We start from the raw sequence: 14,557 nt of genomic DNA on the forward strand, positions 1-14,557 counted from the left end.
GATCGCCCTTGTCGCGCAAGCCGTCCGTCGCAGAGTTCGCCCGCTACCTGCGCACCGAGACCGTCGGCGGCACGATCCTGCTCGCCGCCACGGCCGTCGCGCTGATCTGGGCCAACTCCCCGCTGTCCGGCGCCTACTTCGGACTCCGCGATCTGCACCTCGGTCCGCTGACGACAGGGGTGTGGGCCAAGGACGGCCTGCTCGCCATCTTCTTCTTCGTCGCGGGGCTGGAGCTCAAGCGCGAGCTGGTCGTCGGCGAGCTGTCGGACGTCCGCGCGGCGGCGTTGCCGGTGATCGCGGCGATCGGCGGCATGGTCGTGCCCGCGCTGATCGCGCTGGGCATCGGCTGGGGCCAGCCCGGTATCGAACGCGCGTGGGCGATCCCGGTCGCGACGGACATCGCGTTCGCGCTGGGCGTGCTCGCGCTGACCGCGTCCGGGCTGCCGTCGAGTCTGCGGGTGTTCCTGCTGTCGCTCGCGGTCGTCGACGACCTCGGCGCGATCGTCGTGATCGCGGTGCTGTTCACCTCGACGTTCAACCTGCTCGCCGCGGGTGCGGCCGCGGTGTTGCTGGCCGCGTACTGGTTCTTGCAGCACAAACGGGTCCGCTCGCCGTTCCTCTACGTCCCGATCGCGCTGGCGACGTGGTGGTTCGTGCACGAGAGCGGCATCCACGCGACCATCGCCGGTGTCGCGCTGGCGCTGCTGACCAGGGTGCGGCGCGACCCGCACGAGCCCGAGGCGCCCGCGCTGCGCATGGAGCACCTGCTCCAGCCGTGGTCCGCCGGCCTGGCCGTGCCGGTGTTCGCGCTGTTCGCGGCGGGTGTGCCGGTGAACGGCGACGCGCTCGTGGAGGTGTTCCACGACAAGATCGCCATCGGAGTGATCGCCGGACTGATCGTCGGCAAGCTGGTCGGCATCGTCGGGGCGTCCGCGCTGGCCGTGTGGTTCCGGCTCGCGGTGTGGCCGTCCGGCGCCGGACCGCGCGACATCGTCGCCGTCGCGATGCTCGGCGGCGTGGGATTCACGGTCAGTCTGCTGATCGCCGACCTGTCGCTTCAGGACTCGGATGCCGCGAAGGCCGCCGTGCTCATCGCGTCGATGACCGCCTCGCTGCTCGCCGCGGTGTTGCTCATTCGCCGCAGCCGGGCGCATGGCACGATGTCCGGGTGACCATCAGGGAGCAGCACGTTCCGTCGATTCCGCTGACCGCAGACGACCCGACGGCAGAGCAGTCCATCGGCGGCCTGGTCCGCGATGCGACGGCCCACGTGTCGACTCTGGTCAGAGCAGAGGTCGAGCTCGCGAAGGGCGAGATCAAGGCCGAGGTGAAGAAGGGCCTGCAGGGCAGCGTCTACTTCATCGCCGCGCTGGCCATCGTCTGCTTCAGCCTGTTCTTCCTCTTCATGTCGCTCGCGTTCATCCCGTACTCCTTCGGGTGGCCACTGTGGACGGGCTTCGCGATCGTCACGTTCCTCATGCTGGTCAGCGCCGGTCTGCTCGGCTTCCTCGGCTACCGCAGGTTCCGCAAGATCCGCGCACCCCAGCGGACGATCGAGTCGGCCAAGGACACGATGGCCGCGCTGCGACACCGGGGCGACGACAACTGAGCCGCGTGCCCGACCCGTCCGTGGTCCGGGTGCCCGGACCCTGGACGCACCGCGACGTGTCGGCGAACGGCATCCGCCTGCACGTCGCCGAACTGGGCGACGGGCCGCTCGTGCTGCTGCTGCACGGGTTCCCCGAGTTCTGGTGGTCGTGGCGCCACCAGCTGACCTCGCTCGCGGACGCCGGCTACCGCGCGGTCGCGGTCGACCTGCGCGGCTACGGCGACTCGGACAAACCACCGCGCGGCTACGACGGGTTCACCCTGGCCGGTGACGTCGCGGGTCTGGTCCGCGCGCTCGGCGCCACCCGCGCCCACCTCGTCGGGCACGCGTGGGGCGGGCTGCTCGCGTGGACCGTCGGCGCGATGCACCCGCGCGTCGTCTCGTCCGTGACGGCGATGTCCGCACCGCACCCGCTCGCGCTGCGCCGGTCCGTGTGGCGCAAGCCCCGCGTCTCCGGCTACGTGTTCCGCTTCCAGCTGCCGCTCTACCCCGAACGCTGGCTGACCGGCGAGAACGCCGCGACCGTCGCCCGGCTGCTGCACGCCTGGTCCGGCCCCAAGTGGCGGTCGGCGCCCGAGTTCGACGAGGTCATCCGCCGCAACCGGCAGGCGATGATGGTGCCGGGCGTCGCGCACTGCGCGATGGAGTACTACCGGTGGGCGCTGCGGTCGCAGCTGCGCAGCGACGGACGGCGCTTCGTCGAGGCGCTGACCCGCAGGCTCGAGATGCCGGTGCTCCAGGTGCACGGCGCGCTCGACCCGGTGATGCTCGAGCAGACCGCGCGCGCCTCGCAGGAGTGGGCGGACTCGGAGTTCCGCTGCCTGCCCGAGGTGGGGCACTTCCCGAACCAGGAAGCACCGCACACCACGAGCCGCATCCTCGCCGAGTTCCTGGCGAAGGCCTAGGCGCACGCAACCTGCCGCAGCACCCCCGTCAGCTCGGCGACCGGGTCCGCGGGCAGGTCGTTCGAACGCCATGCGACGTACCCGTCCGGCCTGATCAGCGACGCGCCCCGCGCCGTCACGCCGAACGTCTCCGCGAACCGGTCACCGACCCGCTCGCACCGGATCCCGGCCTCGGCCGCGGCACCGGTCCACTCCGCGGTCTCGGCGAGCAGCACCCAGCCGCGCTGGAACAGGTCCAAAGTGGACCGTCCGTCGGCCAGCCACAGGTGCGGCGCGCGCGTGCCCGGCTGCCCCGCCCACTCGTCCGGCCTGCGCGCGGGTGGCAGGTCGTCGCCCGCGCCGATGACGGACGCGGAGCGGTAGAGGATCCCGAAGCCCATCGCCTGGTCGTCGATGATCGGCGCGTCCTCGACGGGGCCGTCCGGGTCGTGGCCGTCGCTGCGGGCGAAGATCTGCTGGTGGCAGAGCCACGCGACCGGCTTGCGCTCGGGCTCGTAGGTGTCCAGCAACGCAGGCCCTGACTCGCCGGACAGCACGGCGGCGAGCTTCCACGCGAGGTTGTGCGCGTCCTCGATGCCGGTGTTCGCGCCGTAGCCGCCGCGGCTCGGCGGCAACGTGTGCGCGGCGTCGCCCGCGAGGAAGATCCGGTCGCGCCGGTAGGAGTCCGCGATGGCCGCGGTCACCTCCCAGCGCCCGGTCGTGATGATCTCGACGTCGAGGTCCTCCCGCCCGATGGCCCGGTTCACGACGTGCCGCAACGTCTCCTCGTCCTGCGGGGTGCTGTCGTCGACCATCAGCACCCAGCGGCCGTCGCCGTAGGTGGTGAGGAAACCGACGTCGGTGACGAACTGCCCGACGCCCTCCTCCAGGTGCTGCTGCAGCGGCGCGCGGAACAGCACGCTGCGCGCGGTGTGCAGGTGCCCGCGGCCGCCGCGGCCGATGCCGAGCTCCTCCCGCACCGGGCTGCGATGGCCGTCCGCCGCGACCAGGTACTTCGCCCTGACCTGGTACTCGGCGCCGTCGCTGCCGCGCACCACCGCCGTGACGCCGTCGTCGTCCTGCTCGAACGACCGCAGCTCGGTGCTGAGCCGGATGTCCGCGCCCAGCTCGCGGGCCTTGTCGCGCAGGATCGGTTCCATCCGGTCCTGCGCGAGCCCGGCGCCGGCGCACGGCGAGCACTCGACGGTCGGCGCGGGCGCCTCCGGTGACCAGTGCAGCTCCTCGAACCACTGCCCGGCCAGGCTCTCCGCACGCACCCGCCGCACCGACACGCCTTTCAGCGGTGGCGGGATGTCCGGCTCCAACCCGACCGCCCGCAACAGCTCGACCGTGCGCGCCGTGTACCCGATCGCGCGCGGATGCGCCGAGCTGCCCGGATACCGCTCGACCAGCACGGTCGGCACCCCGCGCCAAGCCAGGAACAACGCCGCCGACAGCCCCACCAGGCCGCCGCCCACCACCAGAACATCCGTTTCCCGCACGTCAGCCCCTTCGATACACTGTATTTTTACGATACAGCGTATCGACCGCGCGAGGCACGTCGTTTTCGGTGTTGATCTGGGACCGGAGCGGCAGCGCCGCCCGTCTCAGCTAGGAGGCGCACCCCTGGGTCGACGCGCGGCGGACCATCGTCGGCGCCTTCTGCACCACCGACTGGACCTGCTGCGCGGTCAGCACGAACCCGGTCTCCTGGTCGTCGACCGCGGCACCGAACACGACACCCATGACCCGGCCCTGCGGGTCGACCAGCGGACCACCCGAGTTACCGCTGCGCACCTTGGCGCGCACCGTGTAGACGTCACGGGTGACGGTCTGCGCGTCGTAGATGTCCGGGCCGCGCAGCAGCGGGATCCGCTCCCGGATGCGCGCCTCGGACGGGGTGTACGGCCCGTCCAGCGGGTAGCCGAGCACGATGCCGTCCTCGCCCTGCTGGATCTCGTCGGTGCGGAACTGCAGCGGCTGCGCGTCCAGGTCCGGCACGGCCAGGATGGCCACGTCGAGCTGCGCGTCGTAGTGGACGACCGTGGCGTCGAACTGGCCGCGGCCGACCTCGACGGTCACCTCGTTGGTGCCCGCGACGACGTGCGCGTTGGTCATCACGCGCTCGGGGGAGATCACGAAACCGGTGCCCTCCAGCGCCCTGGAGCACGACGGCGCGCGGCCGCGGACCTTCAGCACGCTGGTCTGCAGCTTCTTCACCACCGGCGAACCGGCGAGCTGCGGGTTGGGCGGGCCGACGTCCTTGAGCGGGGTGCGGTTGAACGGGTCCATCGCGGCGGGGAAGCCGGAGACGTCGAAGAGCTTCTGCAGGTCCTGCGACAGCTTGCGGGCGGCCACCGGCATGGTGTCGTCGACGGTCTCGAGGATCACCGACTGGTTCAGCGCCTTGGCCAGGTCCGGCAGGCCGGCGACCGAGGTCAGCGGCAGGGCGATCATCCACGCCACGATGAAGACGACGCCGCCCTGAACGACGGCGCCGAGCGCGTTGTCCGCGCCGCGCAGAGGGGACGCGTTGACCTTCGCCTTGACGGTTCTGCCGATGTAGACGCCGATGGTCTCGCCGAGCGCCACCAGCAGCACCACGATGCCGACCGCGAAGACGACCTTGGTGACGACGTTCTCGAACTGCGAAACGAGCAGCGGGGCGATCTGGGTGCCGAGGATCAGGCCGACGAGCACGCCCACGAACGCGGGCAGCGCGACGACCATGCCCTGCCTGGCGCCCGACACCGCCGCGACGACGGCGAGGCCCAGTACGAGCAGGTCAACCCAGTTCAACCGATACCTCCGCCTCGCTGTGTAGCGCGCAACGCTAGTTCAAGGTCGCGCACATCTGTCGCATCCCACGGCTGTTCCCAGCCGCCGAGTGCGAGCAAGCCGTTGAGCAGGCCCGCGGTGAAGCCCCACACCAGCATGCCCGGTGCGGCGAAGGCAGCTCCGACGTATCCCGCAGTGTGTCGGACCCGGAATCGGTTGGCCGGGTCGGCAAGGTGCGCGATAGGCACACGAGCGACCGCCGCCGTTTCGGCTGGGTCCACTGGCGTGACGGGGTTCGGCTGTTCCCAATGGGCGAGCACTGGCGTGACCACGAACCCCGACACCGGCACGTAGAGCTCCGGCAGAAGGGCAACTGGTCTCACTCCTGCCTCAAGTACACCGGTCTCCTCGTAAGCCTCGCGTAATGCGGTGGCCACCGGGCCGTCGTCCGAGGGATCCGATGCGCCGCCGGGGAACGCGACCTGGCCGGGGTGCGAGCCGAGCGTGTCCGCCCTGCGCAGCAACAACACGTCCGGGCCGTCGACGCCCTCGCCGAACAGCATCAGCACGGCGGCGCGCCTGCCGACGCCGGGCTGCGGCGGGGACATGCGGGTGAACGCGGCCGGGTCGATGTCCTCGGTCGCCTTGACGAGCCGTTCCATCCACTCGGGCAAGCTCATCGGACCGCCTCCCCCACCTGCTCCGGTGACGTGAACACCAGCGGGTTCGTCACCTGCCGCGCCGTGCCGTCCGGGCTGATCACGTAGCTCGACGGCAACGACTTCGGCGCTTTCAGCTGCCTGCGCAGGTCGTCCCGCTCGTCGAAGACGGACGGCAGCTTGACGCCGAGCTTCGCGAGCAGTTCGAGCCCGTCGCCCTCCCTGCTCTCCACGAGCACCGGCACCACCGGCACCGCGCCGGGCTGCTGGGCGTAGGAGTCGAGCACGCGCAGCTCTCCCTGGCACGGGACGCACCACGTCGCCCAGAAGTTGATCAGGATCGGCCCGTTCAGCGCGAGGCCCGTCCGGGTGCCGTCGCCGAGGCACGTCACCTGGACACCACCTTCCGCACCGGGCAAGCAGGGCCGCAGCGACGCCTGGTGGCGCAGCGCGGCGAGGTCCTGCGTAGGACGTGCCGGTGACGCGGGGGGTTGCCCCTCCTGTTCGCGCGGCCACAGAGCGACCACGCCCGCCACTGCGAGCACGAGTACTACTACGAGCCAGCGCGTACGGGTGTTCACCCGACCTTCTCACCGGCCCGAACCCGCTCGGCCAACACGAGCAGGTGGTCCTTCTCCTCGCCCTTGACGAGCTTCGCGGCCTTGACCGGATCCTCGGGGCCGGTGCCGAACGACGGGCAGTCCGGAGCGAGCAGGCAGGCCCCGCACGCTGGGGTTTTGGCGTGGCAGACGCGGCGGCCGTGGAAGATGATCCAGTGCGACGCCATGGTCCAGTCGCGCTTCTCGATGATCGCGCCGATCTCGTGCTCGACCTTGACCGGGTCTTCCTCCGCGGTCCAGTTCCAGCGCCGGACGAGCCTGCCGAAGTGGGTGTCGACTGTGATGCCGGGCACACCGAACGCGTTGCCCAGAACCACGTTGGCCGTCTTGCGTCCTACACCGGGGAGCTTCACCAGCTCCTCGAGCTTTCCAGGAACTTCCCCGTTGTGGCGCTCGACCAGCGCCGCACCGAGACCCATCAGAGACGTCGTCTTGTTCCGGTAGAAACCGGTCGGGCGAATCATCTCTTCCAACTCAATCCGGTCGGCGCCGGCGTAGTCGGCGGCCGTCGGGTACTTGGCGAAGAGCGCGGGGGTGACCTCGTTGACCTTTTTGTCGGTGCACTGCGCTGACAGCACGACCGCGACGATCAGTTCGAGCGGGTTCGTGAAGTCCAGCTCGCAGTGCGCGTCGGGGTAGCCCTCCGCCAACGTGCGCACCATCCGACGGGCCCTGCGGACCAGACCGATCTTGGTTTCGGGCTTCTTGGCTCGGGGCACGTAACAAGCCTAGTCAACACGCCGACAACACCCCCTGACGCGTCATCGAATCCCTCATGCGCGAGGATGCGGAGCATCATGACTGCCTGGTTCGTCATCGCCGTACCGATCGTGATCATGTTCTTCGCGCTCTTCATGGAGCGCGTGGAAGCGAGACTCCGGCACGTCGCCGTGCAGGAGGACGAGGTCGAGGAGTTCCTGGAGTCCGCCCGTCCCGACGAGGTCAGGGCGCTCTACGGACACGGCATCGGTCGCGCTCTCGAGCTGTTCCGCCTGCGCAGGCTGGGTGGCCGCGCCCGCAACCTGAAGAAGCAGCGCGTTCGCTCGTGACCTAGACTGCCCGGTTGGGCTACTGGATCGAAAAAGCGTCGTATTCCTAGTAAGACGGCGAGCCGGTCAGCGATCCACTACACAGCCCTTAGACTGCACGGCAGTGATCGGCGGCACGGCGCTGACTCCACCAAAGACGGTGGTAGGCGTGCCGTCGCGTCGATTAGGAGGGATGAGGTGGACGAGACCCTGGCCCGCGCGGGCATCTTCCAGGGGGTTGAACCGGCTGCAGCGGAGGCCCTGGCACAGACGCTGGAGTCCGTTGAGTTCCCGCGCGGTCACGTGATCTTCGCGGAGGGTGAGCCGGGCGACCGCCTGTACATCATTCAGTCCGGCAAGGTGAAGATCGGCCGGAAGTCTCCGGACGGCCGCGAGAACCTGTTGGGGATCTTCGGACCCTCCGACATGTTCGGTGAGCTGTCGATCTTCGATCCCGGTCCTCGCACGTCCACCGCGACCACGGTGACCGAGGTGCGCGCGGTGTCGATGGACCGGCCCGCGTTGCGGCAGTGGATCACCAACCGGCCGGAGATCGCGGAGCAGCTGCTGCGCGCTCTGGCCAGGAGGCTGCGCCGGACGAACTCCATGCTGGCCGACCTGATCTTCACGGACGTGCCCGGTCGCGTCGCCAAGGCGTTGCTGCAGCTCGCGCAGCGCTTCGGCTCGCAGGAGGCCGGTCTGCTCCGCGTCACGCACGACCTGACGCAGGAGGAGATCGCGCAGTTCGTCGGCGCGTCGCGTGAGACCGTCAACAAGGCGCTGGCCGACTTCGCACACCGCGGTTGGCTGCGTCTCGAAGGCAAGAGCGTGCTGATCCTGGACCCCGAGCGACTGGCTCGCCGGGCCCGGTAGGACTGGTTCGTACAGCAAAGGCCGGGCGCCGCCCCCGACGCGGCGCACCGGCCTTTGTTGTGCACGGCCCATCCCCCGACGGACCGTGCCTCCATCCCTCTGGCGCGTTAGGCCCCGACCCTCATGCCAGAGGTTGGTTCGGTGGATGAGTCAACTTTCGCATGACTCCACCACCTCCGCTCAAGTCCTTTCACCCTCAAGGACCCCGTGTCCTGGGCTTTCGTTGCATGTTTCACCCGGTCATCCCATTACCGTGACCAAATCGCAATGTGGTGACCGATCACACCGACAATTTAGTGGTACTCCCGTACCAACTCTGACAGACTGGTACACATGTCCCACTCCGCCCGCATCTCCGACTACCGCGCCGCACTGACCACTCCCGGAATGCGCGGCCCCGTCGTCGCGTCGCTGCTCGCCCGCCTGCCGATCGCCATGGTCGGGCTGTCGATGCTGCTCTACGTCGAACGCGTCACCGGCTCGTTCGCGTCCGCTGGTCTGGTGTCCGCCGCCGCGCTGGTCGGTGTCGCGTCGGGCGCGATCGTGCAGGGCAGGTTGATCGACCGCTTCGGCCCGACCCGTCCGCTGCTCGGCACCGTCGGACTGTTCTCGCTGTTCGTCGCGGTGTCCGTCCTGGCCGTGGAGTCCGGCGCGCCAGTGCTGGTGCTGATCGCGCTGGCGTTCGGCGTCGGCTTCACCGAGCCGATGGTCGGTGCCGCTTCGCGTGCCCTGTGGGAGCGGATGGTGCCCGTCGGCCCGACCCGCATGGCCGGGTACGCCTACGAGGCGATCAGCATGGAGGTGTTCTTCGTGCTCGGGCCGGGTCTGGCCGGCGTGCTGATCGCGCTGCCGTGGGCCGGGACCGGTGTGGTCGTCGGTGCGGCGATGATGGTCGTCGGCGCGGTGTGGTTCGCGCTGAACCCGGTGGTCCGCGCGTGGGGTCCCGCGCCCGCTCGTCCGGCGTCGCTGCTCGGCGCGTTCGCGTCGCCCGGCATGCGCACGGTGGCGCTGGCCGCACTCGGCTTCGGTGTGACCATCGGTTTCGTCGAAGTCGCGGTGCCCGCGTTCGCCACGGCTCTCGGTGAGCGTTCGATGGGCGGCCTGCTGCTGTCGCTGTGGTCGATCAGCTCGGTGATCTTCGGCGTGCTGTACGGCATGCGCCCGTGGCCGCGCCCGATGCACCTGCGCCTGCCGGTGCTGCTGGGCGGGTTCGGCCTGCTGGCGCTGCTGCTCGCGGTGCCGGTCACCCTGATCGGCCTCTCCATGGCGCTGCTGGTCGTCGGCGTGCTGATCACGCCGCAGTCGACCGCGCACTCGGCGGCGATCGAGCAGGTCACGCCGTCCGGCACGGCTGCGGAGGCGTTCGGCTGGGTGATCACCTCGGTGACCATCGGTCTTGCTCTCGGCCAGGCCGTGAGCGGCCAGCTGGTCGAGCACTTCGGCACCCGCCCGGCGTTCCTGGCGGCCGGTGTCGCCGGAATGCTGATCGCCGTTCTCGTGTGGATCTTCCGGGCCACCGTTCGCCGAGGTGTGCCCGCGGATCTGCCGCGCCGCGAGGAGCTGGAGCTCGTCACCGGCTGAGACGGAGCGCTTCCCCTCCGTTAAGCGTGTCGTTACCTTCCCGGGACATGGCGCCCGAAATTGTCAGACCCCGTGGCTAGCTTGACCCCCATGGATCTGACCGCCCCCACGGCCTCGCTGGCCGGCGCCGCAGCCGAGGTCGCCCGGCTGCTGCCGACACGCGTCCACGACCCCGTTCTCGCAGGCCTGCTCCTGTCGGCCGCCGAGAACGGGGTCGCCGTGTCCGGGGCCGGCGCTGTGCTGCGGCGTTCCGCTTCGGTGCACGCGGATGGGGTGGTCCTGGTGCCCGCGAAGCCGCTGGCATCGACCCTGCAGTCGCTGGAAGACCCTTCGGTGCGGCTCGTGGTCGAGGGCTCCCGGCTGGCGGTGCGCACGCCGTCAGCCCGCTTCGCGCTGCCGCTGCTGGACGTCGCTTCCCATCCGGGCACGCCCTTGTTACCCCCGTTGTGCGGGCACGTCTCAGCCGCTGCGCTGTCGGCCGCTGTGGTGCCGGTGGCGTCCGCGGCCTCGCGGGACGACGCGTTCCCGATCTTCACCGGCCTGCGCGTCCAGTCCGTCGGCCCGGTGCTGCACCTGATCGCCACGGACCGGTACCGCATGGCCTACGCGACCCTGCCGTGGGAACCGGCTTCGCCCCTCGACCTCTTGGTTCCCGCCGCGGCTCTGGCCGACCTGGTCCGCCAGACCTCAGGCCGGGTAGCACTGCACGCCTCAGCAGACCGCATCGGTCTGGCCTGGGCAGACGACTCGATCACCACAGCACTCTTGGCCGCACCGTTCCCGGACGACCGGGCACGCAGACTCCTGGAGGCAGTCATCGACAGCACCGTGCTCGTGGACGCAGACGCGCTGGCCCGCGCCGTCCGCCGCGCGACCCCCTACGCGGGCCCGCACGGCTCGGTGACCCTCCAGGTCGACGACTCGGAACTGCGCGTACGCGGCTCGGACCCCCAGTCCGGCGAGTCCGAGGAGTCGGTGAAAGCCACCGTCGACGGCAACCACATCACCAAGACCTTCCAGGCCCGCTACCTGTCCGACGCCCTGCACGCCTTCACCGGCCGCCGCGTGGAACTCCGCATCCAGGACGGCCTCCGCTCCACCGTGCTCACCTCCCCACCCGATGACGACGGCGTGGAGCTCACCTACCTCGTGGTGCCGATGCGCTCAGTGGCGTGAACGGGCCGTTCACGGCGGTTGGGTTGTCCCGCTCCGCGCTGTTCTGCGCTCTTGTGTAGAAAACGGCGCGGCCGGCCGCTCGCTCGTCGGCCTCGCCGGCCTGGTCTCGGCAGCTTGGTCTCGGCCTCGCTGGCTCGATCTGGGCCTTGTCGGCTTGGTCCAGGCGAAGTCGGCTTGGTCCAGGCGAAGTCGGGTTGGTCCAGGCGAAGTCGGGTTGGTCCAGGCGAAGTCGGGTTGGTCCAGGCGAAGTCGCGTTGGTGCGGGCCACGTCGGGCTCGGCCGGCTTGGTCTCGGTCTCGCTGGCTCGATCTGGGTCTCGCCTGGCTTGGTCCAGGCGACGTCAGGTTGGGTGCGGGACACGTCCGGCTCGGCCTGGGCGTCGTCGGCTCGGGCCAGGCGACGTCAGCTCGGTCTGGGTGTCGTCCCGTTGGTTCGGGGCGTCGCTCAGATGGTCTGACTTTGTCCCGATTGCGGGTGTTCGGCGCTCCCGCGAAGAGGAGGCGGGGCGCGGCGGCGGACGGGTTCGGGCGGCGGACCGGGCGAGGTTGCATCAGCCCCGGCAGCCCGGCACTCCGGGTGCTGATCGCCGCGACGGCAGAGCAGGCGGCGGACCTGCGGTGGGCACGCCGCCCGGCCCACGGACCCGGCCGACGCCACGGCAGCGCCTGGCCGCGGAACGTGCGCGGCAGTGCCAAGGCGCGGGAAGTGCGGCGCACGACCGCGCAGCACGGCACGGCGGTAGCCAGTGCGAAGGGCACGGCCCACGGCCGCAGGAGACACGGCACGCTGCTGCGGGAAGTACGGCGCACGGCCGCGTGCAGCGCGGCACGGCGGTAATCAGTGCGAAGGGCACGGTCCACGGCCGCGGTAGGCACGGCACGCTGCTGCGGGAGGTGCGGCGCGCGAGCCGGGCGGTGCGGACACCCACACCGCCCGTCGGCGCGAAAGCCCGGCCCGGCACTGGCCATGCGAAGCGAGGTACCGGCGGCGCGCCGCACAACACGGCGGAGCTTGGGAAGCGCAGTGCTCCCGTTCACACCACCGAGTCGCCGGCCAGCCCGCGCAACGTCTCGAGCAGCGCGGCCCGCGCCTCCCGGCTGAGCGCGCGGTACGGCCGCGCAGCCACCCGGTCGGTGGAAGCCTCGATCCGCATCCGCACCGGGTCGTCATCGCGCAACGCCCGCACACCCTCGATGCTCAGCCCCTCGGCCTGCCAGGCCGCCGCGTGCGCGTCGGCCCGGTGGTACCGCAGCGCCCTGAGCTGGTCGAACAACCGTGCACCCGGCGTCTCGCCGGTCACCGCCGCGGAGAACGGGTGGTCGACCGCGATGTCCAGCGACGGGGCGTCCGGCCACATCGCGTCGGCGGCGGCCGCGTGGTGGGCGTTGATCTCCGCGAGGAACGGCACGGCGTGTTCGGTCGGCGCGACGACGTCGGTGACGGTGATCCACCCCTCGCGGGCCAGTTCGAGCAGGCCGAGGTCGCGCTGCTCGGCGTGGTAGCGGTGCACGGCGCACACGACGTCCAGTGGTGCGGGCAGCAGGCTCGCCACGTCCGCGAGCACCCACAGGTGCGGTGGGCGGATTCGCGGGCGGGCTGAGCTGCGGTGCACGGCGGGCACGAGCCGGTTCAGCTCGACCGCCACCAGCGACGCGGTGAGGCAGGCATCGGCGGCGTCGAGTGCGAGCGCGGTCGACGAGACGAGCGACGGATCGCCGCCCTCGCGGAGTTCGGCCGCGAGCGTGAAGTGTTCGACGGCGCGGACCCAGTTGCCCTGGTCGTAGAAGCACTTGCCCCAGTGCTGGTGCACGTAGCCGGTCAGCTCGCCGCTGTCGAGGCAGCGTGCGAACTCCTGGTGGGCCTCGTCGAACCGGCCCTGCCACTGGAGGGTGTGCGCGAGCCGGATGCGCGTCGCGACGGTCGGGTCGATCTCCATCGCTTTGAGCAGGGCGTATTCGGACATGTCCAGTTCGCGCAGCATGCGTGCCGCGACGCCGATGCGCGTCCACGCCTCGTGCGGCGACACCGGGGAGTCGTGCAGGCTCTCCGGGTCGACGTCGAACGGGATCACGCGCCTGCCTTGCGACGCGCCAGGTCGAGCACGCGCTGCAGGTGGAGGCCGCGGTGGACGTCGCACTCGTGCGTGGTCGTGCCGCTGTGCACCATCGCGACGAAGTCGTCGAGCAGGTTCGTGTAGCACTCCAACGCGGTCGTGTCGCGGCTGGACAGCGTGCGGTGGCCGTGCTCGCCGAACACGGTGAAGTCCGCGAACGGCGGCTGCATCGGCAGGTTCAGCGACAGCGACACGGTGCTCGTCGCACCGCCGGAGTGCTGCAGGATCACCTGCCACAGGCCGGTGGCGTTGCGGTGCGCGGCGATGACGTCGGTGATCTGGCCGAGCGCCGCGTCGAGCAAGTCGAACGCGTGCGGGCCGATGTCGTCCAGCGCACCGCGGTCGTGTCGCCACGGCGAGTTCGAGAACGGGCCGTCCAGCAGGGCGCCCGCGAGCCAGCGGGCGTCCGCGCCCGTCCAGCCGCCGGTGCGGTGCAGCTGCTTGAGCAGCTCCTTGGTCTCCGGCGCGTAGCGGCGGGTCAGCACGACGAGCGATGCGACGCCCGACTCCTCGACCGCTGCGGCGAGGCGTTCGGCGACGTCCACGGTGGCCGCGATCGGCTTCTCCAGCACGACGTGCTTGCCCGCCTGCGCGGCCTGGATGGCCATTTCACCCTGCACGCCCGGTGGCACGCAGAACGCGACGGCGTCCACTGTGGACAGCATCTCGGCGTAGTCCTCGGCGACCGACGCGCCGTGCGCACCCGCCAGTTCGGCCGCGGCCTCCTGGCGGCGGGCCCACACCGCGGTCAGCCTGGTTCCGGGGTGGTTGGCGATGCCGGGCGCGTGCACCATCTGTGCCCACGGCCCTGCTCCGACGAGTCCTACGCGCAGCTGTTCGTCCACGCGGACATCCTGCCTCAGGAGTAGCTGGCCTTGGGTACGAAGATCTCGCCGCCGCTGCGGAACTTCAGCCGCACGCCGTCGGGCGTGAACTCGTGCTCGGGCGCGTTGTCCCAGCCGTTCGGGATCGGCACCACGTGACCGCGGTCCTCGGACGGCCCCATCCACAGCTCGAAGCTCGTGCCGCCGACCGTCCGCTCGACCTTCTTGACGTAGAGACCCGGCCCCTGCGGGGACGGCGGGGTGCTGCTGACCAGCTCCCGGTCGGGCAGGAGCAGCAGGACGCCGGTCAGTCCGGTGAGCACCGTGCCCAGCACGACACCGACCAGCACCAGCAGGATTTTGACCAGGCAGCCCGAGACCTTGGTGACCATCGCTCCATCCTCGCGTGTCG

The 14,557-nt window shown here is 70.6% G+C and carries 16 protein-coding genes; 8 read left to right on the top strand and 8 right to left on the bottom strand.

Features of this window, described 5'->3' with window-relative positions:
• The first annotated feature begins 8 nt into the window (after nucleotides 1–8).
• The 3 genes from nhaA to FKR81_RS14555 are packed head-to-tail and all read left to right on the top strand — an operon-like array spanning nucleotide 9 to nucleotide 2,514.
• Nucleotides 9–1,172, top strand: coding sequence for a Na+/H+ antiporter NhaA (gene nhaA, locus FKR81_RS14545; protein WP_146352152.1), 1,164 nt, complete (start codon nucleotides 9–11; stop codon nucleotides 1,170–1,172).
• The gene (locus FKR81_RS14550) at nucleotides 1,169–1,609 is read left to right on the top strand and encodes a phage holin family protein (protein WP_146352154.1); all 441 of its coding nucleotides are present in this window, start codon (nucleotides 1,169–1,171) and stop codon (nucleotides 1,607–1,609) included. Before nhaA ends, FKR81_RS14550 begins: the two co-directional genes overlap by 4 nt.
• Nucleotides 1,606–2,514, top strand: a complete 909-nt coding sequence (locus tag FKR81_RS14555; RefSeq protein WP_146352542.1) for an alpha/beta fold hydrolase — start codon at nucleotides 1,606–1,608, stop codon at nucleotides 2,512–2,514. Before FKR81_RS14550 ends, FKR81_RS14555 begins: the two co-directional genes overlap by 4 nt.
• On the opposite strand, the gene FKR81_RS14560 is transcribed toward FKR81_RS14555, so the two are convergent.
• The 5 genes from FKR81_RS14560 to nth all read right to left on the bottom strand — a co-directional run bounded on the left by FKR81_RS14560 (nucleotide 2,511) and on the right by nth (nucleotide 7,212).
• On the bottom strand, nucleotides 2,511–3,995 hold the full coding sequence (locus FKR81_RS14560) for an FAD-dependent oxidoreductase (RefSeq protein WP_146352156.1): 1,485 nt from the start codon (nucleotides 3,993–3,995) through the stop codon (nucleotides 2,511–2,513). The two genes, FKR81_RS14555 and FKR81_RS14560, sit on opposite strands and share 4 nt — an antisense overlap.
• Before the next feature lie 109 nt (nucleotides 3,996–4,104).
• Nucleotides 4,105–5,292 (bottom strand): MarP family serine protease, encoded by a 1,188-nt coding sequence (locus tag FKR81_RS14565; protein ID WP_146352158.1) that lies wholly within the window; start codon nucleotides 5,290–5,292, stop codon nucleotides 4,105–4,107.
• Entirely contained in the window at nucleotides 5,289–5,951 is a 663-nt protein-coding gene (locus FKR81_RS14570; RefSeq protein ID WP_146352160.1) for an NUDIX hydrolase, read from the bottom strand. The genes FKR81_RS14565 and FKR81_RS14570 overlap by 4 nt, the downstream gene beginning before the upstream one ends.
• On the bottom strand, nucleotides 5,948–6,511 hold the full coding sequence (locus tag FKR81_RS14575) for a TlpA family protein disulfide reductase (RefSeq protein ID WP_146352162.1): 564 nt from the start codon (nucleotides 6,509–6,511) through the stop codon (nucleotides 5,948–5,950). The genes FKR81_RS14570 and FKR81_RS14575 overlap by 4 nt, the downstream gene beginning before the upstream one ends.
• Nucleotides 6,508–7,212: an endonuclease III gene (gene nth, locus FKR81_RS14580; protein ID WP_146352544.1), complete on the bottom strand. Its 705-nt coding sequence runs from the start codon at nucleotides 7,210–7,212 to the stop codon at nucleotides 6,508–6,510. Before nth ends, FKR81_RS14575 begins: the two co-directional genes overlap by 4 nt.
• 135 nt (nucleotides 7,213–7,347) lie before the next feature.
• Between nth and FKR81_RS14585 the strand changes: the two genes are divergently transcribed.
• From FKR81_RS14585 to FKR81_RS14605, 5 genes are all read left to right on the top strand, one after another.
• Nucleotides 7,348–7,599: a hypothetical protein gene (locus FKR81_RS14585; protein WP_146352164.1), complete on the top strand. Its 252-nt coding sequence runs from the start codon at nucleotides 7,348–7,350 to the stop codon at nucleotides 7,597–7,599.
• 177 nt (nucleotides 7,600–7,776) lie between these two features.
• Nucleotides 7,777–8,451 carry a Crp/Fnr family transcriptional regulator gene (locus tag FKR81_RS14590; RefSeq protein WP_015097742.1) on the top strand — a complete coding sequence of 225 codons (675 nt, stop codon included), beginning with the start codon at nucleotides 7,777–7,779 and terminating at the stop codon, nucleotides 8,449–8,451.
• A gap of 333 nt (nucleotides 8,452–8,784) precedes the next feature.
• Entirely contained in the window at nucleotides 8,785–10,032 is a 1,248-nt protein-coding gene (locus FKR81_RS14595; protein WP_146352166.1) for an MFS transporter, read from the top strand.
• A 90-nt stretch (nucleotides 10,033–10,122) separates the two neighbouring features.
• A complete protein-coding gene (dnaN, locus tag FKR81_RS14600) occupies nucleotides 10,123–11,208 on the top strand; it encodes a DNA polymerase III subunit beta (RefSeq protein ID WP_146352168.1) in 1,086 nt (361 codons plus the stop codon).
• A gap of 459 nt (nucleotides 11,209–11,667) precedes the next feature.
• Entirely contained in the window at nucleotides 11,668–12,045 is a 378-nt protein-coding gene (locus FKR81_RS14605) for a hypothetical protein (protein WP_146352170.1), read from the top strand.
• A gap of 196 nt (nucleotides 12,046–12,241) precedes the next feature.
• Here FKR81_RS14605 and FKR81_RS14610 read toward each other — a convergent pair whose 3' ends face one another.
• From FKR81_RS14610 to FKR81_RS14620, 3 genes are read right to left on the bottom strand one after another with little or no spacing between them, the layout of a single operon-like run.
• The gene (locus tag FKR81_RS14610) at nucleotides 12,242–13,279 is read right to left on the bottom strand and encodes a tetratricopeptide repeat protein (RefSeq protein ID WP_146352172.1); all 1,038 of its coding nucleotides are present in this window, start codon (nucleotides 13,277–13,279) and stop codon (nucleotides 12,242–12,244) included.
• The gene (locus tag FKR81_RS14615) at nucleotides 13,276–14,166 is read right to left on the bottom strand and encodes a Gfo/Idh/MocA family protein (RefSeq protein WP_146352174.1); all 891 of its coding nucleotides are present in this window, start codon (nucleotides 14,164–14,166) and stop codon (nucleotides 13,276–13,278) included. Before FKR81_RS14615 ends, FKR81_RS14610 begins: the two co-directional genes overlap by 4 nt.
• A gap of 14 nt (nucleotides 14,167–14,180) precedes the next feature.
• A complete protein-coding gene (locus FKR81_RS14620; protein ID WP_146352176.1) occupies nucleotides 14,181–14,537 on the bottom strand; it encodes a hypothetical protein in 357 nt (118 codons plus the stop codon).
• Nucleotides 14,538–14,557 lie beyond the last annotated feature (20 nt).

It is taken from the genome of Lentzea tibetensis (assembly GCF_007845675.1).
Lineage (GTDB): Bacteria > Actinomycetota > Actinomycetes > Mycobacteriales > Pseudonocardiaceae > Lentzea > Lentzea tibetensis.

Coding starts and splice junctions, on each gene's coding strand:
- FKR81_RS14585 (WP_146352164.1), top strand. CDS start 7,348: ATGACTGCCTGGTTCGTCATCGCCGTACCGATCGTGATCATGTTCTTC.
- FKR81_RS14570 (WP_146352160.1), bottom strand. CDS start 5,951: ATGAGCTTGCCCGAGTGGATGGAACGGCTCGTCAAGGCGACCGAGGAC.
- dnaN (WP_146352168.1), top strand. CDS start 10,123: ATGGATCTGACCGCCCCCACGGCCTCGCTGGCCGGCGCCGCAGCCGAG.
- FKR81_RS14595 (WP_146352166.1), top strand. CDS start 8,785: ATGTCCCACTCCGCCCGCATCTCCGACTACCGCGCCGCACTGACCACT.
- nth (WP_146352544.1), bottom strand. CDS start 7,212: ATGGTGCGCACGTTGGCGGAGGGCTACCCCGACGCGCACTGCGAGCTG.
- FKR81_RS14620 (WP_146352176.1), bottom strand. CDS start 14,537: ATGGTCACCAAGGTCTCGGGCTGCCTGGTCAAAATCCTGCTGGTGCTG.